At 44.8% G+C, this 24,574-nt stretch carries 26 protein-coding genes and 1 pseudogene; 17 read left to right on the top strand and 10 right to left on the bottom strand.

Annotated features, from left to right (window positions below; all coding sequences use genetic code 11):
* The first annotated feature begins 268 nt into the window (after nt 1–268).
* From PY364_RS04300 to PY364_RS04280, 5 genes are all read left to right on the top strand, one after another.
* Nucleotides 269–1,366, top strand: a complete 1,098-nt coding sequence (locus tag PY364_RS04300; protein WP_275520927.1) for a Coq4 family protein — start codon at nt 269–271, stop codon at nt 1,364–1,366.
* 48 nt (nt 1,367–1,414) lie between these two features.
* Complete coding sequence (locus PY364_RS04295) at nt 1,415–1,648, top strand: GTP cyclohydrolase, FolE2/MptA family (protein WP_275520926.1); 234 nt, start codon at nt 1,415–1,417, stop codon at nt 1,646–1,648.
* On the top strand, nt 1,645–2,328 hold the full coding sequence (locus PY364_RS04290; protein ID WP_275520925.1) for a dihydrofolate reductase family protein: 684 nt from the start codon (nt 1,645–1,647) through the stop codon (nt 2,326–2,328). Before PY364_RS04295 ends, PY364_RS04290 begins: the two co-directional genes overlap by 4 nt.
* Nucleotides 2,329–2,430: 102 nt before the next feature.
* Entirely contained in the window at nt 2,431–3,678 is a 1,248-nt protein-coding gene (locus PY364_RS04285; protein WP_275520924.1) for an MATE family efflux transporter, read from the top strand.
* A gap of 160 nt (nt 3,679–3,838) precedes the next feature.
* Nucleotides 3,839–5,770, top strand: coding sequence for an SdrD B-like domain-containing protein (locus PY364_RS04280; RefSeq protein WP_275520923.1), 1,932 nt, complete (start codon nt 3,839–3,841; stop codon nt 5,768–5,770).
* On the opposite strand, the gene PY364_RS04275 is transcribed toward PY364_RS04280, so the two are convergent.
* Nucleotides 5,729–5,980 (bottom strand): hypothetical protein, encoded by a 252-nt coding sequence (locus PY364_RS04275; protein ID WP_275520922.1) that lies wholly within the window; start codon nt 5,978–5,980, stop codon nt 5,729–5,731. The genes PY364_RS04280 and PY364_RS04275 overlap by 42 nt on opposite strands.
* A 306-nt stretch (nt 5,981–6,286) precedes the next feature.
* Here PY364_RS04275 and PY364_RS04270 point away from each other — a divergent pair, with 306 nt between their 5' ends.
* Nucleotides 6,287–8,740, top strand: coding sequence for an SdrD B-like domain-containing protein (locus tag PY364_RS04270; protein ID WP_275520921.1), 2,454 nt, complete (start codon nt 6,287–6,289; stop codon nt 8,738–8,740).
* 239 nt (nt 8,741–8,979) lie between these two features.
* Here PY364_RS04270 and PY364_RS04265 read toward each other — a convergent pair whose 3' ends face one another.
* Nucleotides 8,980–10,011, bottom strand: a complete 1,032-nt coding sequence (locus PY364_RS04265) for a hemerythrin domain-containing protein (protein WP_275520920.1) — start codon at nt 10,009–10,011, stop codon at nt 8,980–8,982.
* 325 nt (nt 10,012–10,336) lie between these two features.
* Here PY364_RS04265 and PY364_RS04260 point away from each other — a divergent pair, with 325 nt between their 5' ends.
* Together PY364_RS04260 and PY364_RS04255 are read left to right on the top strand one after the other, a co-directional pair.
* Complete coding sequence (locus tag PY364_RS04260; protein WP_275520919.1) at nt 10,337–11,602, top strand: pitrilysin family protein; 1,266 nt, start codon at nt 10,337–10,339, stop codon at nt 11,600–11,602.
* 126 nt (nt 11,603–11,728) lie between these two features.
* Nucleotides 11,729–13,015, top strand: coding sequence for a pitrilysin family protein (locus PY364_RS04255; protein ID WP_275520918.1), 1,287 nt, complete (start codon nt 11,729–11,731; stop codon nt 13,013–13,015).
* A 63-nt stretch (nt 13,016–13,078) separates the two neighbouring features.
* On the opposite strand, the gene PY364_RS04250 is transcribed toward PY364_RS04255, so the two are convergent.
* The gene (locus tag PY364_RS04250; protein ID WP_275520917.1) at nt 13,079–13,684 is read right to left on the bottom strand and encodes a Uma2 family endonuclease; all 606 of its coding nucleotides are present in this window, start codon (nt 13,682–13,684) and stop codon (nt 13,079–13,081) included.
* Nucleotides 13,685–13,755: 71 nt separating this feature from the next.
* Nucleotides 13,756–14,622 (bottom strand): PRC-barrel domain-containing protein, encoded by an 867-nt coding sequence (locus PY364_RS04245; protein WP_275520916.1) that lies wholly within the window; start codon nt 14,620–14,622, stop codon nt 13,756–13,758.
* Between the two features lie 390 nt (nt 14,623–15,012).
* Here PY364_RS04245 and PY364_RS04240 point away from each other — a divergent pair, with 390 nt between their 5' ends.
* The 5 genes from PY364_RS04240 (at nt 15,013) to PY364_RS04220 (ending at nt 16,485) form a co-directional block, all read left to right on the top strand.
* On the top strand, nt 15,013–15,366 hold the full coding sequence (locus PY364_RS04240; protein ID WP_275520915.1) for a DUF433 domain-containing protein: 354 nt from the start codon (nt 15,013–15,015) through the stop codon (nt 15,364–15,366).
* Entirely contained in the window at nt 15,341–15,706 is a 366-nt protein-coding gene (locus PY364_RS04235) for a DUF5615 family PIN-like protein (protein ID WP_275520914.1), read from the top strand. Before PY364_RS04240 ends, PY364_RS04235 begins: the two co-directional genes overlap by 26 nt.
* The gene (locus PY364_RS04230; RefSeq protein WP_275520913.1) at nt 15,703–15,999 is read left to right on the top strand and encodes an FHA domain-containing protein; all 297 of its coding nucleotides are present in this window, start codon (nt 15,703–15,705) and stop codon (nt 15,997–15,999) included. Before PY364_RS04235 ends, PY364_RS04230 begins: the two co-directional genes overlap by 4 nt.
* Nucleotides 15,977–16,174: a hypothetical protein gene (locus PY364_RS04225; RefSeq protein ID WP_275520912.1), complete on the top strand. Its 198-nt coding sequence runs from the start codon at nt 15,977–15,979 to the stop codon at nt 16,172–16,174. The genes PY364_RS04230 and PY364_RS04225 overlap by 23 nt, the downstream gene beginning before the upstream one ends.
* Nucleotides 16,175–16,272: 98 nt before the next feature.
* Entirely contained in the window at nt 16,273–16,485 is a 213-nt protein-coding gene (locus PY364_RS04220) for a hypothetical protein (protein WP_275520911.1), read from the top strand.
* A 45-nt stretch (nt 16,486–16,530) separates the two neighbouring features.
* Here the strand turns inward: PY364_RS04220 and PY364_RS04215 are convergent, their stop codons facing one another.
* The 3 genes from PY364_RS04215 to pgl all read right to left on the bottom strand — a co-directional run bounded on the left by PY364_RS04215 (nt 16,531) and on the right by pgl (nt 18,689).
* Complete coding sequence (locus PY364_RS04215; RefSeq protein WP_275520910.1) at nt 16,531–17,007, bottom strand: FHA domain-containing protein; 477 nt, start codon at nt 17,005–17,007, stop codon at nt 16,531–16,533.
* Between the two features lie 81 nt (nt 17,008–17,088).
* Entirely contained in the window at nt 17,089–17,877 is a 789-nt protein-coding gene (locus PY364_RS04210; RefSeq protein WP_275520909.1) for an FHA domain-containing protein, read from the bottom strand.
* An 80-nt stretch (nt 17,878–17,957) separates the two neighbouring features.
* A complete protein-coding gene (gene pgl, locus PY364_RS04205) occupies nt 17,958–18,689 on the bottom strand; it encodes a 6-phosphogluconolactonase (protein ID WP_275520908.1) in 732 nt (243 codons plus the stop codon).
* A 275-nt stretch (nt 18,690–18,964) separates the two neighbouring features.
* Between pgl and PY364_RS04200 the strand changes: the two genes are divergently transcribed.
* The 3 genes from PY364_RS04200 (at nt 18,965) to PY364_RS04190 (ending at nt 21,542) form a co-directional block, all read left to right on the top strand.
* A complete protein-coding gene (locus tag PY364_RS04200; protein WP_275520907.1) occupies nt 18,965–20,254 on the top strand; it encodes a hypothetical protein in 1,290 nt (429 codons plus the stop codon).
* Nucleotides 20,255–20,570: 316 nt separating this feature from the next.
* Nucleotides 20,571–21,254 (top strand): PEP-CTERM sorting domain-containing protein, encoded by a 684-nt coding sequence (locus PY364_RS04195; protein WP_275520906.1) that lies wholly within the window; start codon nt 20,571–20,573, stop codon nt 21,252–21,254.
* Between the two features lie 105 nt (nt 21,255–21,359).
* Nucleotides 21,360–21,542, top strand: a complete 183-nt coding sequence (locus PY364_RS04190; RefSeq protein ID WP_275520905.1) for a hypothetical protein — start codon at nt 21,360–21,362, stop codon at nt 21,540–21,542.
* 2 nt (nt 21,543–21,544) lie between these two features.
* On the opposite strand, the gene PY364_RS04185 is transcribed toward PY364_RS04190, so the two are convergent.
* The 3 genes from PY364_RS04185 to PY364_RS04175 form a co-directional block, all read right to left on the bottom strand.
* Nucleotides 21,545–22,717 (bottom strand): LptF/LptG family permease, encoded by a 1,173-nt coding sequence (locus PY364_RS04185; RefSeq protein WP_275520904.1) that lies wholly within the window; start codon nt 22,715–22,717, stop codon nt 21,545–21,547.
* A 74-nt stretch (nt 22,718–22,791) separates the two neighbouring features.
* Complete coding sequence (gene lptB, locus PY364_RS04180; RefSeq protein ID WP_275520903.1) at nt 22,792–23,520, bottom strand: LPS export ABC transporter ATP-binding protein; 729 nt, start codon at nt 23,518–23,520, stop codon at nt 22,792–22,794.
* Nucleotides 23,521–23,659: 139 nt separating this feature from the next.
* Complete coding sequence (locus tag PY364_RS04175; RefSeq protein WP_275520902.1) at nt 23,660–24,193, bottom strand: LptA/OstA family protein; 534 nt, start codon at nt 24,191–24,193, stop codon at nt 23,660–23,662.
* A gap of 209 nt (nt 24,194–24,402) precedes the next feature.
* Between PY364_RS04175 and PY364_RS28800 the strand changes: the two are divergent.
* Nucleotides 24,403–24,574, top strand: a pseudogene (locus PY364_RS28800) (RNA-guided endonuclease TnpB family protein); the annotation flags it as partial.

Here is a 24,574-nt window from a genome sequence, read left to right as displayed (position 1 = left end):
TTTGCTTAACGATTAGGTACAATAGTAGAGTCCAAAGTTACTTTGCTCATTGCTGTTAGTGTACCTCTTGGTCACGCAAAGTGCTGTATCTAGTTTCAATACTCCGGACACTCGCCAAGGCCCTTAAGCCATAATGGAAGTATGTCTGAAAGATGCAATGGAAGTTGTGCTTTCCTCAGTGGCTTGCTATATTAAGCAGGTGGGCGTTGAGTAAATGCCACTATGCAAAAATTTGTTAAACATAACAGGTGATACGCGAGACACAGCAATGAAAATAAAAGACATCGAGTTTTACTTAAAAGAAGCTGAAAATTATGCAGGAAAAAATCACTTTAACCAAGATGGATCTACTTTTGTACTGGTGCCAGCTTCAGAATTGCCATTACAATACGAGCAACTACGTCAAAAGTTAGCTCAAAAAAATCCCCAAAGCCAGCCTCCTCAGATACCAAGAAACTGGTCAAGGATAATTCCTCAGCGCCAAAATGGAAACGAATCAAACATTCCGCCATCCCAACCTCTTTGCTTGGCAGACATTAATGTTCTTTGTCGCGATCGCTATCTCGTAACAGATTTATCCCCTGATAATTTAGCCCATTTTCCCGAAAATACTTTAGGTGGTGCCTATTTCCAATACATGAATGATGGGAGATTTTATGAATTTGACAAAAATCCGATGACTCCAGATTCAGATATCAAGTGGTTGATACGTTTGCTTCGTCAGACCCATGATTTTTACCATCTCGTAACAGAAATTTATCATTATGACTGGAATGGAGGCTTTCTTGTCCATAACGATCCCCAACATTATACACGGGATATGCTTGTTTTATCTGAAGAAATGTGTATCTATGCTTTCATTATGGGCCAAGTTCGTCTTAAAGCTGTGATCCCAATTATTGCTGAGTGGGCCAATATTGTGATCGCAAGTTCCGAAAAGTGGCTGAAAGATGCTTACCAATTATGGGTTGATACCCAAAATTATGAGCTAGTAGAACAGTTTGGCTTTGCCAACTTTATTGGAGATTGTGAGAAATTTATGTATGCTTCATTTAAGCTAGGTTGTCTTGATACTGAAATTTGTGTTGATGAATATTTGGAGGAACTTCACCAAATTCTAGAGCCTTTACCGAGTAATGCAACTTCAGAAGAGCGAGAATACAGGGATATGCTATTAGAAAGTTTTGAGCGAGGGCTACGAAGCAAGCCATTAATCTGTTGCCAGTGGGATCGCTATTTAGCTAATACACTTCAAGAGGTGCGAGAGTTCTTGAATATTCCTCGACGTAAACTGTTTAAAGATGGTTCTCACTATCTCAAGGCGGATTTATCAGGAGTTACGCAGTTAGTGGAAGAGAAAGCCTAAGTTAATTTCTTCACTTCCTTGCAAGATGTTATAAGATGTCAGAACACCATGCCTCACGACCTTGAACTTTTGACAGTATATCGAGCTCATAGGAAACCTCAATTTCTCGAAGATGCACTAAGGGATTTACTAAAATCTCTGTATACGGAGTTGCAAGATCAACCAGAGTGTGCAAAGGTGCACATTCAATCTCTCAGCATGGAATCAATTCATGATTTTGATCTCGACGGTGCGATCGAGTATTCAATTGGCGAACTCAATCAAATATTTTCAAATAAATGAGACCTTTTACATTCATCAATCTGGCAATTTCTATCGATGGCAAGATCAGTACATTTGATCGAAAATTGCAAGCTTTCGGCGGTATCGAAGACCAAGAGTTGATGGAAGACTTACGAGCTAAGGCTGATGCGATCATGATTGGTGGACAAACAATGCGGGATGAAGATATACTCCTAACTGTGCGCTCGCCTGAACGTATAGCTCAGCGTCTCGCGGCCAATCGAGATCGGCAACCCTGGTCTGTGGTTGTAAGTCAATCGTTAAACTTGACAACCGAGAATTCCCAGTTCTTTCAAAGTCAGAACTCCCGTAAACTGTTGTTTACCTCGGAACTCCAATCCAAAAATCGTCGAGAAGAGTTTAGTAAGTTCGCCGAAGTTTACACAGTACCAGAAACAACTCAAGGTCTTGATTTAGCTGCTCTTTGCAATCATATTCATTTGATGGGTGTTCGACAACTTCTGCTAGAAGGTGGCGGTGTCTTGAACTTTTCTATGCTAGCAGCCAAGCTTGTTGATGAAATTTATCTCACAGTCTGCCCATACATCTTCGGCGGCTACGATTCCCCCAGTGCTGTTTCAGGTAAAGGCTTTCCGGCAAATGAGTTTCCAGAATTAGAGTTACTAAACTCTCGTTTCGGGTTAAACGATCGCCTCTTTCTCCATTACCGTTGTCGGTAGATTTCAAATCGACTTCTGCCATAAATCTCCTCACATGGCGAGGAGAAATGCTCGTCACAATGCCTTGTTCTTTGGCTTCATTTGCAAATTTATATCAAGTTCATGGAGCAAATAACCTCAACAGAATTTAATTCAGAACTTCTAACAGAAGCACGGGTCAGTCTGGAATTGGCAGTACCCTTAGCATTTGCTCAACTAGCTCAAACTAGCATCCCTGTCGTGAATTCGGTAATGATGGGCTTACTTGGTACTCAAAATTTAGCGGCAGGTGCTTTGGGCGCAATCACCTTTATTACCGTATCATCTATTTGCCTTGGTATTCTCTCAGCAGGAGGGGCGCTGGCAGCCGAGGCTTTTGGAGCAAAGAATATAGAGCAAGTCAGCCGTATTAATTGTCAGGGACTGTGGCTGGCTGCAACCCTATCCTTACCCGCGATGCTTCTGTTATGGAACTGTGACTTTATCCTGCTCTTATTAGGTCAAGAAGAAAGTAATGTTTTATTGACAAAAAGCTATTTACATACTCTAGTTTGGGGAGTACCTCCAGCAATCTCTTTTTTATATTTAAAACGAATTGCATCTGTCATCAATTTCCCCCAATTTGGCATGGTGATTATAGTTATCTCTTTACTCTTGAATGTGCCGACGAATTACGTGCTGATGTTTGGCTACCTGGGTTTTCCTGCCCTTGGTCTAGCTGGAATAGGCTGGGGAACTGCCCTCGTTTATTGGGTTAGTTTATTAGCCTCATGTAGTATAATTTATTTCCATCCTAAAAGTAGGGATTACAAGCTTTTTCGCTATCTGTATCAGTTTGATCGAGAGGTGTTTTTCCAAATTTTTCAGACCGGATGGCCAACGGGAATCCAGATTGGAATGGAACTAGGACTGCTCGCTGTCACGGCAATGTTGATGGGAAAGTTGGGGACATCTAGTTTAGCTGGTCATGAAATTGCGATCCAGACATCAGAGTTTTTTTTGGCAATTCCTATAGCAATTTCTTATTCGGCTACGGCGAGAGTAGGACAGATGATGGGAGAGAAGAATACTGTAGGCTCAATAAGAGCAGCAGTTGTCTACCAAATTTTTTTCAGCATTCAATTCATTGCGGTTGGGGCTTTGCTAGGATTACAGGATACCCGCGTGCCCATGCTAATTAACATATTTTCTCTTTGGAGTATTGGCATGGGTGGAGGTTATCTAATGGCAATAACTTTAGGATGGGGAGGAGTTGGTTTCTGGTACGGTTTAATTCTGGGTCTGGCAATTTCGGATCTAATTTTAATGGTACGGTTTTATTTGGTGAATTTCAACAAGATTGCCCAGAGGGAAAATGCTGACGTTCTATAAGTCCATTGAAATTGTGCCCAGACTTTTGCAACAGGTCTAATAAAACACCCCTGCTAGAAGGTCGTGCTATTTCCAGTTAAATTTGCTACTTTTACCAAAAAACTGCTAGATTTCGCTACAGCAACGCTTTAATCACAATTCAGCACGCTAAAGCCTCATCATGTCAGAACCAACCAGCGGCATCAGAACCGGTAGCCAAACAGACATCGGCAACGTCAACTTTGGGAACGTCCAAGTCGGCGCGATCGGCGGACTCAAATTCAACGACCTCAACGCCAACGGCATCCTAGATCCAGGCGAACCCACCCTCGCTAACTGGCAAATCTACCTCGACATTAACAACAATAGATCGCTAGATGCCGATGAACCATCAACGTTAACCAACGCTCAAGGCAACTACTCCTTTGTCAACCTGCCACCGGGAACCTACACAGTTAGGGAAGTTCAACAACCCAACTGGAGGCGAACCACAGCCAATCCTGCCCCCATCACCATCATCAGTGGTACTAACGCCACAGGTGTCAACTTTGGCAATAACTTCTTTGCAGGTAACATCAGCGGGTTCAAATTTAACGACATCAATGGCAACGGCCAAATAGAACCCGGAGAACCTACACTAGCTAACTGGCAAATCTTCCTCGACTTCAACAACAACGGCAGATTAGATACAGGCGAACCCAACACTTTCACCAATGCCCAAGGTAACTACGCCTTCGTTAACATCCCTCCCGGTAACTACACAGTCAGAGAAGTCCAACAACCAAATTTTCGACAAACCACGCCTAATCCTGGCCCCATCAACCTAACTCCAGGGGCTAATATCAGTAACATTAACTTTGGTAACAACTTCTTTACAGGTAGCATCAGCGGTCTTAAATTCAGCGACCTCAACGCCAATGGTTTCAGAGACGCAACAGAACCGACACTAGCTGACTGGCAAATTTACATAGATTCCAACAACAACGGTCAATTAGATATAGGAGAGTCCAATACTTTCACGAACCAAGAAGGGAACTATACTTTTGCTAACGTATCTTCTGGTACTTACTTAGTTAGGGAAGTGCTGCAACCAGGTTGGGTACAAACTACAGCCAATCCCGGCCCGATTAACATTAGTGGTGGTACTAACGCCGCAGGAGTTAATTTCGGCAATAACTTTCCCACAGGTAGTATTAGTGGCTTCAAATTCAATGACCTTAATGGAGATGGCGTAAATGAGCCACCGGAACCAAGAATTGCGAACTGGTCTATCTACCTGGATCTTAATAACAACGGTAGCCTAGACAGTAACGAACCAGCGACCTTAACTAATCCCGAAGGTAACTTTTCTTTTATTAACTTGCCAGCGGGCACTTATTTTGTCAGAGAAGTTCAACAGCCAGGATTTCGTCAAACTACGCCCAATCCCAGCCCCATTACTGTCGGTAACGGGACAAATGCCACAAATATTTCCTTCGGCAATAGCTTGGTTTTGGGTAATATCAGCGGTGTTAAATTCAACGATATCAACGCCAACGGTCGTTTAGATGCGGGGGAACCCCCGATCGCCAATACGCAAATTTACATTGACCTGAATAACAACAGCAGCTTAGACGCAAACGAACCATCCGTCTTTTCAGATGCCCAAGGCAATTATAGTTTCCGCAATGTCCCTGTTGGAACCTACGTACTTAGAGAAATTGCGCCTCCCGGTTTCATCCAAACTACACCTCCTGCCATTGTCACCGTCAGTGCAGGCCCCTCCGCCCGTAGTATCGATCTACTGACGGGGACTTCTGAAGATGAGTTAGCAAAGAAATCCTTTGATAGCGATCCTGTGACCGACAGAAGCAGTAAGCTAGAACAGGAGATTTTCAAAGCTGGAGTGGAACCAGATAGTTTCCTTGTGGGTGCGGCTGGTAGTGATGCCATTTTGGATTTTGAGGATAGTAAAGAATTGATGAGTCTGGCTAATGGCTTAAGCCTCCCGCAACTCAATATTACTCAAGACAAAAATGCTAACCCGATCCAAATTAGCAAACCAGGTGAATTAATTGCATCTAGAAACGGGTCAGTCAATGCGATCGATCGTACCAATTTGGGATTTTTTTAGTGCGATCGCTTTTGTTCCCGGTTTTCTAAACTGCAATAACGGATAGGAAAGCAGTTCAAAGTACAATTGCCGTGATACTCTATTGTTGGCAACTTCCAACAGTAAGGTCTGGGTTCCGGGAGCCTGTTCGCTAGTTTGTATATTGGGAGCAGAATTCTGATGTACGGCTGGGGCTGACCTCGGAAAAAGCGAGAATTTTGTGGGGGCCAACACGCCGTTCCCATGTCTCAGCTTGATGACCCATCTGCTAGCAGCCCAGCGATCGCATCTGCCCTACAATTTTTGAGGACGGAAGATGTTGGGTTGAAATTGCCAGAGTTGTTAAAAACCTGATATACTTTCCTGCGACAAAGCTTGAAGCATTTTCCTGTTGAATGAGGAACATCAGAGCAAGTGCAAACGTATTCAGTATGAGTGAGTAGCGGTTTTCAGCGATTAGCTTTTGCTAATGGGTGATTGACAAACCGATACATTAGTCTGTAATTTAGATGGATTTAGGTGTGAAGGAGAGAAATCATGGCAGAAATAGAAGCTAGTCAAATTCCAAATCCGAGAGTGTTCGTCGGGGATGTCCCAGTCGGCATCACAGGTATTAAGTTCAGGGACGATAACGGGGACGGCCTTCGCCAACCTGGGGAACCGGGTCTTGCAAATGTCAGAATCTTTATCGATACCAATAACAACGGTGTCCCTGACACGGGAGAATCCAGTGTACTTACGGCGACCGACGGTAGCTTCACCTTCCCTAACTTAGTACCAGGCACTTATGTGGTCAGGGAAGTCGTGCCGAACGGTTTCCGACCCACCACACCCCAGTCGCTGGCAGTCACCGTCAACAATACTGATGCCAGAATTAGCTTTGGCAACTCTCCTACTGGCAGCCAGATCATTGGTTGCAAATTCCTTGACGTTGACAATGACGGCTTTCGGGATGGAAATGAGCCGGGGATTGAAGGTGTCAGAATCTATATTGACAACAACAACAACAATACCTTTGATCCAGGTGAAACCTTTACCTACACAAATCGGGATGGTAATTGGCAGTTCAGTAATTTGAACGCTGGCCTGTACCGGATTCGGGAGGAACGGCTCAACACTAACCCCCTAGAAAGAGATTTTCCTCAAAGCACTCCCCCCAACAACATTCCCAATCTCGACATCAACCTGGGTCAAAACGAAATCTGGGGTTGCGCTAATGTTGGGAATACTCAACTCTACGAAATCCCCATCTTCAAATTCCGAGATACCAACCGCAACGGTACCTTTGAACCAGCACAGGGAGAAGTCCCCATTGCTAATGTTCCCTTCATCTTAGATATCAACAGGAACGGTGTTTATGATCCTGGAGAACCGCTGCGGATCACAAACGCAGACGGACGTGCTAGCTTCAGAGATTTACTGGCTACCAACAGTTACTCCTTACGGGAAATCTTCCCAGGGACGCTCGCAGATGGCAGCCCTGCACTAATACCAGGCACTACTATACCAACTGGTAACGCTAACGATCCAGTATCAACAACTACCAATCCCCGCGAGATTGCCATACCAGGCCCTCTGGCCCAGGCACAATCACCGCTACAGTTCGCAGTACCCGATACCAATGCTGTCAATGGTATTCGGGTGATTCAGGCGAATTTTGCTCCGACTTTCCCGCCTACTAACCCAGAACCTTCTGTTACTTTTCCTGCTGTTCCTGCTAGTGGGACTTCCAGCGGTGGTGTCGGAAATACTCGACCCAACATCACGGTATTCAAATACAATGACCAGAACGTTAACGGTCGCCGAGATCCAGGGGAGGCGGGCATACCAAACGTTCAAGTTTTTATTGACGCTAACGATAACGGCACTGTAGATGCTGGAGAACAGTCAACCACGACTAATGCCGCAGGGGAGGCTGCCTTTACCAATTTGCCCGCAGGCAATTATGTCGTCAGGGAAGTTGTGCCGACTGGTTTTACGCCTACGATGCCTACGCGCGTTCAGTTTGCCCTCAATACCAGTGATGCCCGGGTGATTTTTGGTAATGCCCTTAATAGCCGGATCACGGGGTGCAAATTCGAGGACTTAAACAACAACGGCTATAAGGATGGAAATGAGAAGGGGATTGCGGGGGTAACGATCGCACTGGACTTGAACGGCAACAACGTCCTTGATGCCGGAGAACCCACTGTTGTTAGCGATACCTTTGGTAACTTCTCATTTAACAATTTGGCCCCTGGTTTGTATCACCTCCGGGAAGTAACGCCCACAGGTGCGATCAAGACCACTCAAAAACTTGACATCAATCTCGGCGCAAATCAAGAGTTTGGTTGTGCGGTAGTGGGTAACGGTCTGTTGTACAACCTCAACGTTGTTAAATTCCGGGACGATAACCGTAATGGTATCCAAGATAACGGTGAAGGGCCTTTGGAAAACATCCCATTCTTGCTGGATTTGAACAGGAATGGCGTTGTTGATGCAGGCGAACAACTGGTAAGAACCACTGCTGCTGGTATCGCCACGTTCACCAATGTAGCTCCTGGGACTTACGATGTACTGGAAGTCTTCAACGATCCGAACGTTGCCAACCCGTTCCCAATTCCTACCGGGCCAAACCCTGTAACATTCAATGTACCGGGGCCGAATACAGCGCCGGTGACGACGAATACCACAACGCCAGCGGCGAATGGGACAACTCCTTTATCTTCGGCCAGTATTGATCTACTTACTGGAAATACGGATGGGGTGAGTATTTCTGCTACTGAGGCTAGCTCCGATAGTTCCGATCCTCTGACAGATAGCGGTAGCTTAGCCGCCATTCAGCCCACAAGTGGGGTTGATAGCTTGCTTGCTTCTAATGCTGCCGCAACTTTTGTGGATACTACTAAGACTGAAGACTCTTTCAGTTCTCTGAGTATTGTTCCGCAAGATCCGCTTACTGATGACAAGAAACTGCTGCTGGCTGCTCCTGCTGCCGCTCAGGTGTTTTAATGACTTTTATTCAAGGCTCAATGCCTTGAGTAACGCTTTTAAACTGCACTTCCAAATTAATTTTGGGGGTGCAGTTTTTTAGATAGCAAAGACTATACTCTGAGTGCTTGGTCAATTTAATATTACTTCTTTATTCCTTCGGCTATAATAATAATCCCACCATTTAGATGGTGGGATTTATTGGTTGTAGATTAGCTATCCGATGCTTTTTTATTCAGCTAAGATTAGCTTCTACTTAATTAACTCATGCTGGCAGCCATCTGTTTTTGTAACTGGTTTTTGGCTTCCTTAAACTGAGTAGCCATTTGTTCCATTTGCACTTCGCTTAAGTTGCGGCGAATGTAAGGGAACAAGTCATTTTCTTCTTGACGGACGTGATCCTTAACATCAGCCATCAGTTGTTCAATTTTGGCTTTGAACTGAGAAGAACTGGGGCTAGTAGCCTTAATGTCAGCTAGCGCTACCTTCATTTTCGCTTGCTCGTCGTACAGCTCTTGGGTGTTATTGTAATAGCTGCGGACTGCGGGATAGACAACTTGCTCTTCTGCTTCTGCATGAACGCTTAAGTCTTTGTAAAGTTGACCGAAGAATTCTTGCAGTTTTTGAGGCTCATTGGTAGCAGCTATTTGCATGAAAAGAGCATCTACTTTGCGGTGATCCATTGTTATGATTTCGATGATGTTCATCTCGTCTTTAGTGCGAGTAACACCACCGCCAATCACGCCAGTTAAAGCAGCCATTGCATCTTGAACGCGGGCCCAAACTCCTTGATCGGGGTCTTTTCCTGTTAGTTCGCGAACGCCTAGAACTTCTAGCATACCTTTGAGTTGTTCTTGGTGAGCGCGGTTTTCAAAGTTAACCGTGTTCAGGGGAGTAATGGCGGCTTCGACATCAGCACCAACTACTTGAGCAGCTTTATGAATCAACAGTCCAGTCATTGTTTGTTTGTGCTTCAGCAATTCGTGCTGACCTACTTTTTCAAACAGCGTGAGTTCAGAACCTTTCATAAGTTTCTGAACTTCTTCAATCATTTTTACGGCTGTTTCTTTCGGCTCAGCTTGAACACCGTACTGAATAATTGTGGTTTCTAACACGCCCATGTTTTTGCGATCGTCTTCGAGCATATCTCGAAAGCGATCGCAAAGGTTGGAGTCGCGACAAGACTGCAAAAACATTTCTTCATTTGCAATCAGCAGCTTTTGCATTGCTTTCATGTCTGTGAGTTTAGTTGCGATCGCTTGGCGTTTAGTGTCCTCAAGTGTAGCTACCATGTGTGTTCTCCTCTTCGACTTAAATAGTGTTCAATCGGTACACTTTTTAGCGTATGGGAGCTCTCAGGTAACAACCTCTTTCTCTCGACAGATCGAGGCTAAATCGAAGGTAGTATTATTAAACAGTGAAATGTTAATTGTTAACGGTTAACTGTTAACTGGTAAGTTCATACCCAGGATTTCTCATTTGTACCCCTTGCCGCAAGCCCTAGCCACAAGACGATCGCTCCCGATCTTAATCTGTATCAATTTATTCTGACTTCAGCGATCGCGTTGCGCTACCATAGTTGAAGACGAAGTTATGTAGAGTTTAAGATTAAACCGATTGTCTCAACTCCCCACTGCTTTAGAATTTCCGGCTCATATATCGCAACTGGACAACGGGTTAACCGTTATTCACCAATACATTCCTGCGACACCTGTAGCAGTGGTAGATGTTTGGGTAAGGGCTGGCGCTACCTTAGAACCCGATCCCTGGTCGGGGATGGCGCATTTTCTCGAACACATGATTTTCAAAGGTACTGACCGCGTTGGCCCTGGTGTATTTGACCAAGTGATTGAAAATCATGGGGGGATGGCGAATGCAGCTACAAGCCACGACTATGCCCATTTTTTCATCACTACTGCGGTCGAATATTTTGCAGATGTCACCGAAATATTGGCAGAGTTGCTACTCCGGGCTGCGATCCCAGATGGTGAGTTTGACTTGGAACGAGATGTTGTATTTGAGGAAATCCGCCAAGCTCAGGATAATCCAGACTGGATTGCGTTCCAAACTTTGATGGAGATAGCTTACGATCGCCATCCCTACAGGCGATCGGTGTTGGGGACGGAGGCGCAACTTTGGGAGCGATCGCCCCAAGAAATGCGCTCTTTCCATCGCTGTCACTACCAGCCAGAAAATATGACAGTAGCGATCGTGGGGGGAATTGAGCAAAGCCGCGCTCTAGAGGCGGTGAGTCTAGCTTTTGATGGCTTCCATGACAGGTGCTATTGTCCTAAACTGAAGCCGGAGATAGAGCCTCCAGTCAGGGGAATTCGCCGCGAGGAACTTTACTTACCCAGACTAGAGCAAGCACGGTTGATGATGGCTTGGGTAGGGCCGGGAATAGAAGAAGTGCAGAGTGCTTATGGTTTAGACTTGCTCTCGGTGCTGCTGGGAGACGGGCGCTCATCTCGCTTAGTTCGGGAACTACGGGAGGAGCTACAATGGGTTCATGCGATCGATAGCAGTTTCTCGCTGCAAAAAGATTCGAGTTTATTTACAATTAGTGCAATTCTCGAACCGGAATTTGTTGAAAAAGTGGAAGATAGGATCGGCGATCGCGTCTGGGAATTGCTTTCAACCCCAGTTTCTGATTCTGAACTGGCTCGATGCAAACGACAGTTGTGCAACGATTTTGCCTTCTCTACCGAAACCCCCGGACAACTAGCTGGCCTTTATGGCTATTACAGCACTATTGCCACCGCCGAATTAGCTGTCACCTATCCAGCTAAGATTAAGGGGTTTCAACCACCAGAACTCCAGCGCTTAGCTCAAAAATATCTATCTCCTGCTCACTATGCAGCAGTGGTAGTCAAACCACTCTGAAAGATTAAAAAGTAAAAATTAAAAATTAAAAATAATATTTTTAATTGTTGATTTTCTTCCGCCTCTCCTAATGAGTTAAAGAATTTTTAACTGAAAACTTTCCCTTATTCTTCCCCTTCCTCAAAAATGAACAGTGAAATTCACCGCAGGATTTTAGACAACGGTATTGTCGTGCTAGCAGCGGAAAATCCCGCAGCCGATATTATTGCAGCTCGTATTTTTCTAAGAGCAGGTAGTAGGTGCGTACCAGCCAACCTGGCTGGACTTTCTCACTTATTGGCGGCGGTACTAACGAAGGGGACAAAGCATTTGTCTTCCCAGGAAATTGCCGAGCGTGTAGAGTCGGTGGGTGCAAGGCTGAGTGCAGATGCTTCGAGTGATTATTTTTTACTGTCGCTGAAGACGGTTTCGGCTGATTTTGCGGAGATGCTGGAGTTAGCCGGACAATTGTTGCGATCGCCGACTTTCCCAGAAACAGAAGTAGAATTGGAACGCCGGATCGCGATGCAGGCAATTCGCTCTCAGTTAGAGCAACCTTTTGCGATCGCCTTCGAGCAACTGCGAGAAGTGATGTACAAAGATCACCCTTACGCTTTCTCAACTCTGGGCACCGAAGCGACAGTTTCTCAGGTGAGCCGTGCCGATATTCAAAACTATCATCAAACTTATTTCCGCCCAGACAATGTAGTAATCTCTATAGTGGGGCGCATTCAAGTTTCGGAAGCGATCGCCTTAGTTACTAAGGTTTTTGGAGATTGGCAAGCACCAGCAACCCCACTACCAACATTGAGCGTTACAGCGATGGCGAAACGCCACACCATAGACATCTCCACTAAACCCCGCCTCACTGTCACCCCCCAAGAAACTCAGCAGTCAGTGGTGATGCTAGGTTATTTGACACCAGAGGTGAATCATCCCGACTACGCAGCGATGAAGTTGCTAAGTACATACTTAGGAAATGGGCTTTCGAGCCGTTTGTTTGTGGAATTGCGGGAAAAACGGGGTTTGGCTTATGATGTTTCGGCACTTTACCCGACACGCATTGACAGTTCTCAGTTTGTGGTGTATATGGGTACGGCTCCTGAGAATAGCCAAATTGCTTTAGAAGGTTTGCAATCAGAAGTTGAACGATTAACTAAGGCCCCATTGAGTGAGGAGGAATTGGAAACTTCTAAGAATAAGATGTTAGGGCAGTATGCTTTAGGTAAACAGACTAATTCTCAAATTGCCCAAATTTTGGGCTGGTATGAAATTTTGGGGTTAGGAATTGAGTTTGACAAGCAGTTTCAAACTGATATTGCTGCTGTTAGTGCAGATTTTGCTCAGGAAGCTGCTTGCCGATATTTCACTGAACCCTATATTTCTTTAGTAGGGCCTGCTGCGGCTGTTAATCAATTGGTAGTAACTGCATAATTGGTAATTGGTAATTGGTAATTGGTAATTGGGGAAATTTTCTCCCCCGCTCCCCCTCTTTCTTTAACGGGGCAGGATATCATCAAGGCGAATTTGCAAGGTTTTTAATAGAGGAGAAATAATTGTTTGACCGAGGCGAAATTGTTGCTGGTTGTAATCTTCGTCAATCAGTTGACAAACAGTAACAGTAGGTTGTTTAGGTTTACCAATAAAAGCCATGCCTCCCAAGCCACGATAATCAACTATCCAATATTCAGGAATCCCTAGAAAGGCATATTCTTCAACTTTTCGAGCGTAATCTGTTTCCCAATTCGTGCTAACAACTTCTACCACCAATTTGATTGACTTTCCCAGTGCGATCGCAGGTTCTCTTTCCCATAAAGGTTCATTGGTAAGGACTGTTTCATCTAACACAACAATATCAGGACGGCGGGCAGTAGCGGCATCTGCAAAGGGACGAATCAAACAAGTACGAGGAATAAACCAAGGGAGTTTTTCTGTAGTAATGGCGATGCCAATTTGAGTTGCCAGTTTGCCACTAACCGTTTCGTGGGGGCCTGTGGGTTCCATTTCAATTAATTCGCCGTCAGCAAGTTCATAGCTGGAATTGTCACAATATTGCGCTAAGAATGTTTCAAATGTTAGAAGTTTTTGGGCGGTGTAGGTCATTTTAATGCTTGATGTGATATCTTTTGACGGGGCGTGTTGCCCCGTTATCAACCTGAACTTGAGATTAAGTTCTACTCTGGATCTTTTGGCGGTTGAGATGCGATCGCCTCCTCAATGACCTCAGTAGAAGTCGGCGCTGCAATTTCTTCCCGATGACCTCTGATCTCATCAATTTTTTCAGAAGCCATTTCTCTGACAGATTGAGCTTTTTCCTTGACAACTTGAGCTTGGTCTTGAGCCATTTCTCTAACAGATTGAGCTTTTTCTCTAACAACTTGAGCCTGATCTTGAGCTGCTTCCTTGACAACTTTAGCTTTTTCTTGAAGTTTTTCCGCTAAACTTTGAGCCACCCCTTTCGCGCCTTCTACGTGCTTGATGGTATCGTCGAGGTCTTTTTTCAACACATCTCTAGCTTGACCCACTTTTTGATTGAGTCCGTCCGTATAATGGTGAGGTTCTGCGATCGCAGCCTCCCCAACAATCACTCGCTTAGACCCGGTACTCGAAATAACTGCGGGTTGAAGCAGATAAATCCCATCCAAAACACCTCGCCACCCGCTAGATTTAAACAAATAATTAACCACATTACCTGTCTTGACATCGAAGAGGTAATCAATCAGCTCACCTACCTTATTTCCCCCATCCGTCAACACCTCATTGCCAATCATAGACATAGCCAACTCAGGTTGTTTTAGTTCTGGCACTTCTGGATTAAGATTTACGAGAATATTGTCACCCACTGTCTCTACCTGCGACCAAGCAAACCAGCGTTTCTTATTGCCCAAAAATCCAGACTTGCAAGTAAAGCCGATCGCGTGATGGGATTGAGGATCTACCCACAGTTGATCGACTTTACCTAGCTCTTCCACAGTCTTGCGGTCAATGACTCGGTGATTGACGAAATCACTACGCTTAATCACCTGTTGTGCTGTAGTCATATATAGTTCTCCAAAAAGGGGTTTGTTTTCAGATCGCGATCGCGCTTCTGTCTGGGGTATGGCGATCGCTCTTGTTAACTTAACTAAAATTCAACCAGCTAAAAATTGTTTCTAGTATTAATTCTAGCTCTATTGCCTTCAGGATTGGCAACAGAGTTGCATCCTGCTACAATTCTACTCCTATTGTACATCATCCACATTAGACTTGGGATAATCTTGACACACCTTTAATTTTTATTTGTCATAATTGGTTGCTGATTAATGTTCTGTTACAAAACCGGAAAATCTAAGACTCCATTTGCAAATCATTGATAGCTGTTCTCCTTTTGATATGATATAATATTAATTAGCCAGTCGATTTCCACCACTTTAAAATAGGAGTGTTCGCCCATGCAACTCGAAGACTATTTTGACTTTCAGCGACCTGATGATATTCGGGTTAAAGGAACGCGAATCGGGATTGAAACTATCCTATATGATTTCATTCATCGTGCTCGCACTCCCGAACAAATCGCTCAAACTTATCCATCTCTTAACTTGGAACAAGTTTATGCTACTATCCTTTATTATCTGCATAATAAAGAGGCTGTTAGTAACTATATTGCTGATTGGTTGGAGTGGAGTCATCAGCAACTTAAAGCACAAGAACTTAATCCTCCACCTGGTATTGCTAGACTGCAAAAATTGAGAGCGGAACAAAAAGCTAAACAAATCAAAAATGAGTCTGAATTATCTGTTGGATGAAAATGTCGATCCTAGCTATAAAGCTGAAATCCTGACACGCAATCCCGATTTGATAATTTGGTGCGTGGGCGAACCCGAAGCTCCGAGTCGTGGAACTTTAGACCCAGAAATTCTTAAATGGTGCGAGGAATATAACTTTATATTGGTGACGAATAATCGTAAATCCATACCCGTGCATTTGACAGATCATTTAGCTGAGGGTTGTCATATACCAGGCATTTTTCTCCTCAATGCCAAATTAAGTATCGGACAAAATATTCGGCAATTAATTTTTATTGCTGAGGCATCTTTTGATGATGAATATCAGGATAAAATAGTTCATTTGCGAGAGATTGTTTGAATAAATTTGTCAATAGAGATCGCACTTTTATTGAGAAACCGGGTTTCTATCAATATCTGGTTTTCACCAACAATCGCGAAGAAAACCACCGCACAATTTCTCGCTATCACTGCTTGCTAGACATCAACCCGCCAGATATCCGAGTGCGCGACTTTGGCAGTAAAAATGGCACTTTTGTTAATGGCAAAAAAATCGGACAGCGGCAAGCAAATCAAACGCCAGAAGAAGGCGCAAACTATGAGTGGCGATTGCATGGGAACGCCGTGTTTTATGCCGCGCCAACAAGTGCTTAATTTTAAATACGCTCAGCCAGAGGTTGATGTGTGGGCGGCAGCCGCTTCTTTATATTATATGTTAACGGGGTATTTTCCCCGCAATTTTGCTAAGAATCAAGACCCTTTTGTGGCGGTATTGCAAACCGATACAGTGCCGATACGCGAACGTTTGCCTTCTCTTCCGAAAGGGTGAGCAAAAGCGATCGATTTGGCGTTGGTGGATAACCGGAGATTGCATTTAAAAGTGCTAGGGATTTTCAAGAAGCTTTGTTGCGGGCGATGGGGTAGGGGATGTCCTTTGGGCTTGAATATCCCAACTACAAAATACTGGTTCAAGCACACAGCGGCAATCGTTACATTATTTGGTATGCAGATATTCTTGAGGTAGAAGTAGGTCAAGAAGTCCCGATTGATTTTAATACTTACTACGATTACTGGCAAACAGTTGATAACCGCAGAAACGGCCGAAAATCTAGTATCTCAAAAGTTAGCAAAGTAAGTTAGTAGACTTGCGCCCCCGCCATTCCCTCACCCCACCCAAAGCTCCTATTAACTTTTATCGCGCTTGCAATCTCCCTCCGTTAAATCCTCCTCTTTAGACGGCCCCCTATGAGGATAGTCGCCCACAGAAATCACGCTAATCTGCACTAGGGCCTCCTGATCGTTCACTGCCTTAGTATCTCTTGGCTTCACAGCAACTCTTCCTGACTGTGGCTTTACCTCCTGCTTCTCCAAATGAATTTGAATCTTCGGCCCAGAGCGAGCCAAATGAATGATTAACCCATCCACAACAGGAACCTGAGTTATGGGTTTACCATCCAGGTAAGTGCCATTCGTACCCAAATTAATCACTTCCCAATTCACACCGGTACGCCGCAACTCGACGTGGCGGCGGGAGACGACAGCGCTGTAAAGAACCACATGGTTATCAGTAGAGCGACCAATCCGAACGACCAATTCGTCTTCAAAGGCCCAGCTTCGGACGGGTATAGACTGCAATGGATGTAGCAGAGTGAGCTTAATCACATTGGCAACATAGAGTGTTGGTAGGGAGCCCCAAGTAGCAATTTAAGATTTGAGATTTGAACTCTCAAATCCAAAATTGCTCTAAGAGAGTTGAAATAAAAATGAAACCATGTCTCCTTTGCCTAAAGAGATGCGATCGCCTGGCCGCAACCGATGGCGATTTCCCTTAGACAGTGGAGTATTATTAATGTAAGTGCCGTTGGAACTGCCGACATCTTCGATGTAATAAGCATCTCCTTCCACTCGGATATCCGCGTGGGTGCGAGAAACCACTTCAGAATTTGGAAATCCTGAAACATCAATATCGGGTGGTACCAAGTCATTTGGTTTGCCGATGTGAATTACCGATAAATTTGCCGGTAATTCAACCGCAGTATTACTTTGGATGTGTACCAGCCGCGCCGCCTGCTGTTGCAATTGAGTTCTCGCCACCCCTCCCACAGCCATTCCCACAGGGGGAGAGCTTTGAGATGGAACTTGAGCAACTGGCTGTGGTACTGGAACCTCAATCGGTGCAGGGGCCGCAGTTACAGCACTGTTAGCACTGGATTTTTCCAGATTGGGCGATGCTACCGCCGTCGCTACTAAAGGTTCAGGTTCAATCAACGGATCTGGTGACACTAAATTAGGCACAGCCGGAGATACAACTGTCGGCGGAATAGCTGAGGCACCTGCAACTGCTGTCTCAGCCTCGTGGGTTGAAGAACTTGGACGCAGGTTAAAGCCGCACTGTCCGCAGAAAGTGGCATCAGTCTGAACAGCCGCACCGCAGTTAGGACAACTGGCAGTTGCGGGTAAAGGCGTGTAGCAAGCCTCGCACTGGTTGGCTCCATCAGGGTTTTGGTGATTGCAATTAGGACAGACAATCATTGATTTCTCCTTTACCGGCTGTGTCTTAGAGAACCGCCCCTGTCAGAACAGACAAGTAGACGGTCATATCTTAACAATTGTCATGCCTTTTGCGACTGTAGGTCTTCACCCGCCGTTGCATCTAATAGCCACCAAAGTTCGCCTTGTGGTTGGATAAGTCGGGCGGGGTAGGTAGTTTCGTCACCTGAAGGGGCAAAAATTTGCACAAGAGCTGGTTTTTTACTAGCTCCGGCGATGATGAAGATGACGCTGCGGGCGTGATTAATTAAGGTTACTGTAAATGTGATCCGGGGTTGACCTTCTTTGTTACCTACTGTAATCAGGCGATCGCGCACTTGCAGGGCCTCTGTGCGCGGAAACAGCGATGCTGTGTGGGCATCGTCCCCAATTCCCAATAAAATTATGTCAAAAGCTGGAAACTCAACAGCCGATACTTTAAAAAATTCCTGTAACTGAGTTTGGTGAGCGAGGGCATCCTTTGCAGGATCGCCTGCACCGGTAGGCATCGGATGGATATTTGCTGCTGGAATTTTCACTTTGTCCAGCCAAGCCTGACGAGCCATTCGCTGATTGCTATCTGGGTGTTCTGGCGGTACGTAGCGTTCATCACCCCAAAATACGTGAATTTGCTCCCAAGGTAAATCGCAAGCTGCGATCGCTTCGTAGACAGGCTGAGGCGTACTCCCTCCAGCCAAGGCAATTGTACAGATGCCGCGCTCTGCGATCGCTGCTTCTATTTGAGAGCAGATGACTTCGAGCGATCGCTTGGTCAGCGCCTCTCGATTAGGTAAAACTTCTACTATTTTTTTCATATTGAAAATCTCACATCCCTGTTTCTTCACTTTCTGCAAGCGATCGGCTTGCTTTTTATACTTTACCCGATTTCCCCTGACATCCCATCCATTAGCGATCGCTTTGCTTATGATATATTAGGATAGAGTCAAATATTTTTCTAAATCCCTAGTCAGAATTAAAAAAAACTCAACATTACCCAATCAAACCATCTTAGCAACTTAACTAAAACTCTTACCACATCATAATTTCCAATTTTTAATCTTTAATTTTTAATCTTTGAATTCCTAAAACTATGTCTCCCTTAAAACTACTCCCTACATCTATCCGCCATCTCGCCGCCCAGTTTCGACCCTTGACTCAGCCTACTGTTTGGATACCGACGGTAGTTTTTTGTCTAGGTGGAGTCTTTCTCTGGGAAGTGTCGGTACATCCAGAATGGTTGAGCATTGACGAGGAAAATACTGCTGATTCTATTCCTATAGATCAAAATACAACCCTCTCTCCCGAAGACAGCAGAATTGCTGCTGATATAGACACAGTACCAGTCTTGATAAATCAGTTGAATCGCTCCAGTGCAAGTGCTGGTTTACCCAATAATCAAGTGATTCATACTCAGGGTTTGTTTGATGAAATTCGCAATCGCCGATTGAAAACTTCACAACCAGAGTCCACGTCCAAACCCTCCTTAGCCGACAGATATTTCGCCCTTCCCAACTCCGAAATTACAACTATCCCAGCATCTGCCAATAACAATCGGCTTAACGTTAATTCTGCCCCAGGCGGGGCATTTACCACAGACTCTTCATCTCCAGCCCCAGCAACTTCCCTATCTGCTACCAACTTCCCCAATTCCGGGAAGCCCAGCCCCAACCCATTACCAATAAGTCCTCTACAAGCAGCAATGGAAAAATACAGAAATACGAACTTTCCTACTCAAAAAACTGTCCAAACTTCTGATGTTGCCAACTCTAGCAATTCTCCTTTGAAACCAAATACAAATCCGGCTTTAACCGCCAATCAAGCTCAATTTTCAAACCCTCCTACTACTACCCAACAACTATTTCCGGGGCTGAATCCCAGTATACCCAGCGCTAACCTGAATTCCCAGCCAATAACTAGCACCCAACCCAATAATCCCACTCAAATTAACCCCCTGACTAACCCCTATCAAATTAACCAGCCCAACAATTTTTATCCAAATAACCAGACGAACAATCTTTACCAAACCAATTTGTCTGGCTCTGCGCCTATTCCTGAAGTGCAACCTATCACACCCTCTGCACCTTCACCAACAATAACAAGGGTAGAGTCAACAGTACCAAACAATTTCGGGCAATCTTCTTTTCCTAGTGCCATTCAGGGAAGCAAAATAATTGACTCCAACTCTACCAATTCAGGAAATATTGGATTGCCATCAGTCTCATACCCCTCATCCTCTGGCCCTAACTTTGGAGTTACCCCTAACCAAGTAAATCAGACATTATCACCGATTGGGCCCGCCAGCGAGTCTGTCTCATTACCCCGCCCCATGCAAGGGCGCTATATCGGCGGAGGCGAAATCAATACCTTTGCCAATCCGTAATCAGGCTGAGAGTTTACTTGAGAACAGATTCATTCAAGTACGGAGTCCGTAATTTCACGGAGAATAATAAGAAAACCCAGGGTTGACTTGAGACAAATTCAGACACACAGTCCGTAACTTTACGGATAATAATCAGATAGAAAAACTACGCTTTTACTAGCATCAGCAAAGATTCACTGAGTGATTTTTGGCCAATTTCATAAAAGGCGAGATTTCTGTGAAGATTCCGTGAAACCTCATCAATTCTGTTAATACTTACAGTGAGATCAACCATAATGAAAAGTATGAACAGAGATTACCAGGGAGACGCAAAATTATGAAAACTATAGACTTGACTAAACTAACAGCAGCAGCAGCAGCAGCCGTAACTGCGATGCTGAGCATGACAACTTCAGCAAACGCTGCCACTTTTGGAACCACAGGCATTAGTTTTGACCAAGATACTACAGTTAACTTTACTTTCCTTAAATCTCAGGGAGCAGCCCTATCATCCTTGGGAGTTTATGATGCGAATCAAGTGCTGATAAAAAACCTGTTTACAAAAGCCAACACCGCAGATGCAGGTTATCAAGGCAATAGTTATGGTACTGATAGCTGGTTGGGAACTGCCAGTAACTTAGTTGGTTCTGCTACCACAAATTTTACATTTCTTGCGAACCAAGTCTACAGCCTGGGACTCAGCGGTACTTTGTGGGGTAATGTCATGAAGACTGTATTCTCTACAAGCAGTCAGAATGGAGGTAGCCAGCAAGCCGTCTTTAATTCCACTGGTGGTTCCGAGGGAGTAGGGTACGATGCTGCGGGTAGTCAAACTTCAGCAAGTCCTTTTGGTGATCCTGTGGCAATTTCATTTGAGGATACGCTGTCGGGTGACAGCGACTACAACGACTTCACAGTTTCGGCCCAAGCAGTACCCGAACCAATTACTATGGCTGGTATGGCACTGGGTGCTGGTGGAATGGCTATTGCTCGTCGTCGCCGCAATCGCAAAACAGCTTAATTAAGGAAGAAGGAAGAAGGAAGAAGGAAGAAGGAAATAAAATCATTTATCACTTCTCAATTTTTCTTAAATTCAAGATTGAAAAGCTACATTCTCAAGTAAGTATTGAGAGCTTATAAAAGCTATCATCAAAACCGGGTTTCTAATTTCTCTGAAATTGCTATTTTTAGAGAAACACTTCAGGAAACGCGGTTTTTGTTTCAGGAATTACGCAAAAATATCCGTAACGCCGCCCTCTGGGCGGTTGCTATACTGGCATTACGGATATCTTTCCTCATCTTAGATTAGCCTTACCGCGAAGCACGCACTAACAGTAATCCACCTACACCCAAACCACAAATCATCGGTAGCCAAGCAGCCATTACTGGAGTCAAAATAGCTTTCAAACCCATTGAACTGGTGATGAAAGAGAACACATAATAAGTAAAAATCACAATCACGCTAATCCCAAAACTGGTAGCTCTACCAGTCCGCTGTGGCTTAGTTCCTAAAGCAGCTCCTACCAAACCAAAAACAATACAAACAAAAGGCAAAGCATACTTCTCTTGAATTCGCACCTTAAGCTTGCGAATTTTCTGCTCGTCGCCACTTGAGCGAATTAAATTCAAATAATCTATAGCTTGGGCAATGTTCATTTCCCCATAGTCCCGCGCTTTTGCAGCTAAGTCTAAAGGCGTGCGGGGTAGTTGCAGTTGTTGGTGTTCAAAGCGGACAATATTACGGTAAGAGCCATCAGGAGCTACTATATAAACAGTACCATTGAAAAAATCCCAGGAATTTTGAGCTGGGTTCCAAGTGGCTGATTCTGAGGAGATAATTTGGTTGATATCAGGTTGGGAACGGTCAAGAATAGTCAAACCTTTCATCCGCTTACCGTCAAACTGTTCGGCATAAAATAAGCGCGTAAGTACGCTTTCTTCACCATCACCTTTGTCAACATTGCGAAACTCTGGATAGAAAATGTTTTTCTCTTGAAATAGGGGCTTTTCTCGCTTCAGAGCTCGATCTAAAGTAATAGTTGCTTGGTAGTTAGCGGCGGGAACAATTAACTCGTTCATGGCAAAAGTCATGCCAGTAACAGCTAAACTCAGGATAGCTGCTGGCACTACCAACCTATAGACATTAATACCGCAACTGCGGAGAGCTACGATTTCACTGTCGCTGGACATCCGACTGTAAGCCATTAAACTTGCCAAGAGCATTGACATTGGAAATGCCAGTACAATAAAGTAGGGCATTTTTAACAGAAAAATTTGGATGGCGGTGCTGAAAGGTAAGCCGGATTCTGTAACTCTCCGCACTAATTCAAATACGGCTCCGACGGTTACGCCAACTGATGAAAATAGGCCAACGCCAAACAAAAATGGCCCGATGAGTTCTTTGGTAAGGTACCAATCCATTACCGAAATTCTGGGAAGCCGCCAGCTAAACGAATTGAAAGTTTTGGATATTTCTAATTTCATTACTAATTGCTAATTGCTAATTGCTAATTGCTAGACACGACCTCACTTGCTGGAAAATTGCTTATACAAAATAGCTAACGTTGAAAACTGTTGCCTAAATAATATTGCCGCACCAAAGGGTTGCTGTAAAGTTCTTCAGCTCCCCCGGAAGCTAAAATTTGCCCGTCCCGCATGATGTAAGCTCTGTCTGTAATTTCTAGGGTTTCTCGAACGTTATGGTCGGTGATTAAAATGCCGATGTCGCGATCGCGCAATTTAGCTACTATAGTTTGAATTTCCGATACGGCGATCGGATCGACCCCCGCAAATGGTTCGTCTAACAATAGAAATTTCGGCCCCGAAGGCCCAGCAGCCAAAGCTCTCGCCAATTCCGTCCGCCTGCGCTCTCCCCCTGAAACCTGCACCCCTAAATTATTTGCCACTCTTTCTAAGCGGAACTCTCGCAGGAGGAAATCAAGTCGTTCCCGCCACTCGCGGCGCGGTACTTTAGTTTGTTCCATCACTAGAAGTATATTGTCCCGGACGCTCAAGTGGCGAAAAATACTTGCTTCTTGGGCAAGATAGCCAATACCCAAATGCGCCCGCTTATGCATTGGCAACCCTGTGATGTCCAGATCGTTGAGCCAAACGATACCTTGATTTGGCCTTTCTAAACCTGTGGCAATATAAAATGTTGTGGTTTTGCCTGCGCCGTTGGGGCCTAGCAATCCAACTATTTCCCCTTGGGCTACTGAAATGTTAACTCGACTGACAACGGGGCGCTTTCCATAGGATTTGTGAATATTCTCCAGCACAATTTTCATTTTTTAGCGCAGCAGCCTCCACAGCAGACACTCTAAAAGTCTAAAGTTCAATAATTTAAAGCCTCGAATTTCTACAAAAGGCGAAATTTGGGAAATACCCAAGTAGATGTTTACAGGCAAAAATTTCTTAATGACCCATCTACTGCCGAGGGGCTGTCGGAGGACTCATTGGCGTTTTGAACGCTGGTTTGGGATTGTACGGGGGAGTTTCCGGGCTGGTGGTGCTTTGAGCTGCTGCGTCCTGTTCTGGGGAGACTATGTAGATAGATTCGACTTGCCCTTGGGATTCTGGCAAGGCGATAAAGCGCCCTTCGTCGATTAGGTATGTCACGGTTTCACCACGCAAACTGTTGCCTTCCTGCAAAACATAAACATCTCCCCGGAGGACAATGCGACGTTCCCGGCTAAAATATTGAGCTTGAGTGGCGGTTGCCTGAATTTGCCGAGAGGGATAGTTGATCTGGACGTTACCGCGTGCGGTGACGATGCCTGTTTTGGAGTCGGCTTCTTGGATGTCAGAACGCACTGTGAGGGTGCGGCCGGGCCCATTTTTGCTAGGCGGGTTGGCTTGGGGATAGGTGGGAGAGGCGATCGCGCCTGCTAGGGTTAGGGGCAATAGCAGTGCTAAGCCTTTGAATGTCAGTGAGTTAAGGATTTTAGCGGAGGGCATCATAGCGTGTGTGAGGCTCAGAATTTTGGAGAATATGCTGAAGGGAGAAACCTCCAGCTTTGGTACTGAGGGAGTGACTACTTAGGTATTTTATAAGAAAATACCCTGAAAACCCTGCGACTTTAGTCCAGGGATGAAAGGGGTCGGGAGACTTTAGTCTCCCAGTTAGATATTTCCAAGTATAGTACAATAAATCAAAGGAGGTGAAATTAATGTATGCAGTACAAAAAGATATCTGGCATTTAACAGGATGCGACAAATCCATTGTCGAGCAACTGTTGAGATGGTCAAATAATCTGTTTAATGTCGGCACTTACGAAAGTCGGCAACGGTACTTTAGGGATAGAAGCGCAGTTAAATATCCCGAACTGTACAAAATAACCA

The sequence above is a fragment of the Kamptonema sp. UHCC 0994 genome (assembly GCF_029167235.1).
GTDB lineage: Bacteria > Cyanobacteriota > Cyanobacteriia > Cyanobacteriales > Microcoleaceae > Kamptonema.
The sequence above is the reverse complement of the archived record's forward strand: the minus strand, read 5'-3'. Positions and strand labels throughout refer to the sequence as shown.

Bases quoted from the DNA above. Each gene is read 5' to 3' on its own strand.
- PY364_RS04300 (WP_275520927.1), top strand. From the start codon at position 269: ATGAAAATAAAAGACATCGAGTTTTACTTAAAAGAAGCTGAAAATTAT.
- PY364_RS04295 (WP_275520926.1), top strand. From the start codon at position 1,415: ATGCCTCACGACCTTGAACTTTTGACAGTATATCGAGCTCATAGGAAA.
- PY364_RS04290 (WP_275520925.1), top strand. From the start codon at position 1,645: ATGAGACCTTTTACATTCATCAATCTGGCAATTTCTATCGATGGCAAG.
- PY364_RS04285 (WP_275520924.1), top strand. From the start codon at position 2,431: ATGGAGCAAATAACCTCAACAGAATTTAATTCAGAACTTCTAACAGAA.
- PY364_RS04280 (WP_275520923.1), top strand. From the start codon at position 3,839: ATGTCAGAACCAACCAGCGGCATCAGAACCGGTAGCCAAACAGACATC.
- PY364_RS04270 (WP_275520921.1), top strand. From the start codon at position 6,287: ATGGCAGAAATAGAAGCTAGTCAAATTCCAAATCCGAGAGTGTTCGTC.
- PY364_RS04265 (WP_275520920.1), bottom strand. From the start codon at position 10,011: ATGGTAGCTACACTTGAGGACACTAAACGCCAAGCGATCGCAACTAAA.
- PY364_RS04255 (WP_275520918.1), top strand. From the start codon at position 11,729: ATGAACAGTGAAATTCACCGCAGGATTTTAGACAACGGTATTGTCGTG.
- PY364_RS04250 (WP_275520917.1), bottom strand. From the start codon at position 13,684: ATGACCTACACCGCCCAAAAACTTCTAACATTTGAAACATTCTTAGCG.
- PY364_RS04245 (WP_275520916.1), bottom strand. From the start codon at position 14,622: ATGACTACAGCACAACAGGTGATTAAGCGTAGTGATTTCGTCAATCAC.
- PY364_RS04240 (WP_275520915.1), top strand. From the start codon at position 15,013: ATGCAACTCGAAGACTATTTTGACTTTCAGCGACCTGATGATATTCGG.
- PY364_RS04235 (WP_275520914.1), top strand. From the start codon at position 15,341: ATGAGTCTGAATTATCTGTTGGATGAAAATGTCGATCCTAGCTATAAA.
- PY364_RS04225 (WP_275520912.1), top strand. From the start codon at position 15,977: ATGCCGCGCCAACAAGTGCTTAATTTTAAATACGCTCAGCCAGAGGTT.
- PY364_RS04220 (WP_275520911.1), top strand. From the start codon at position 16,273: ATGTCCTTTGGGCTTGAATATCCCAACTACAAAATACTGGTTCAAGCA.
- PY364_RS04210 (WP_275520909.1), bottom strand. From the start codon at position 17,877: ATGATTGTCTGTCCTAATTGCAATCACCAAAACCCTGATGGAGCCAAC.
- pgl (WP_275520908.1), bottom strand. From the start codon at position 18,689: ATGAAAAAAATAGTAGAAGTTTTACCTAATCGAGAGGCGCTGACCAAG.
- PY364_RS04200 (WP_275520907.1), top strand. From the start codon at position 18,965: ATGTCTCCCTTAAAACTACTCCCTACATCTATCCGCCATCTCGCCGCC.
- PY364_RS04195 (WP_275520906.1), top strand. From the start codon at position 20,571: ATGAAAACTATAGACTTGACTAAACTAACAGCAGCAGCAGCAGCAGCC.
- PY364_RS04185 (WP_275520904.1), bottom strand. From the start codon at position 22,717: ATGAAATTAGAAATATCCAAAACTTTCAATTCGTTTAGCTGGCGGCTT.
- lptB (WP_275520903.1), bottom strand. From the start codon at position 23,520: ATGAAAATTGTGCTGGAGAATATTCACAAATCCTATGGAAAGCGCCCC.
- PY364_RS04175 (WP_275520902.1), bottom strand. From the start codon at position 24,193: ATGATGCCCTCCGCTAAAATCCTTAACTCACTGACATTCAAAGGCTTA.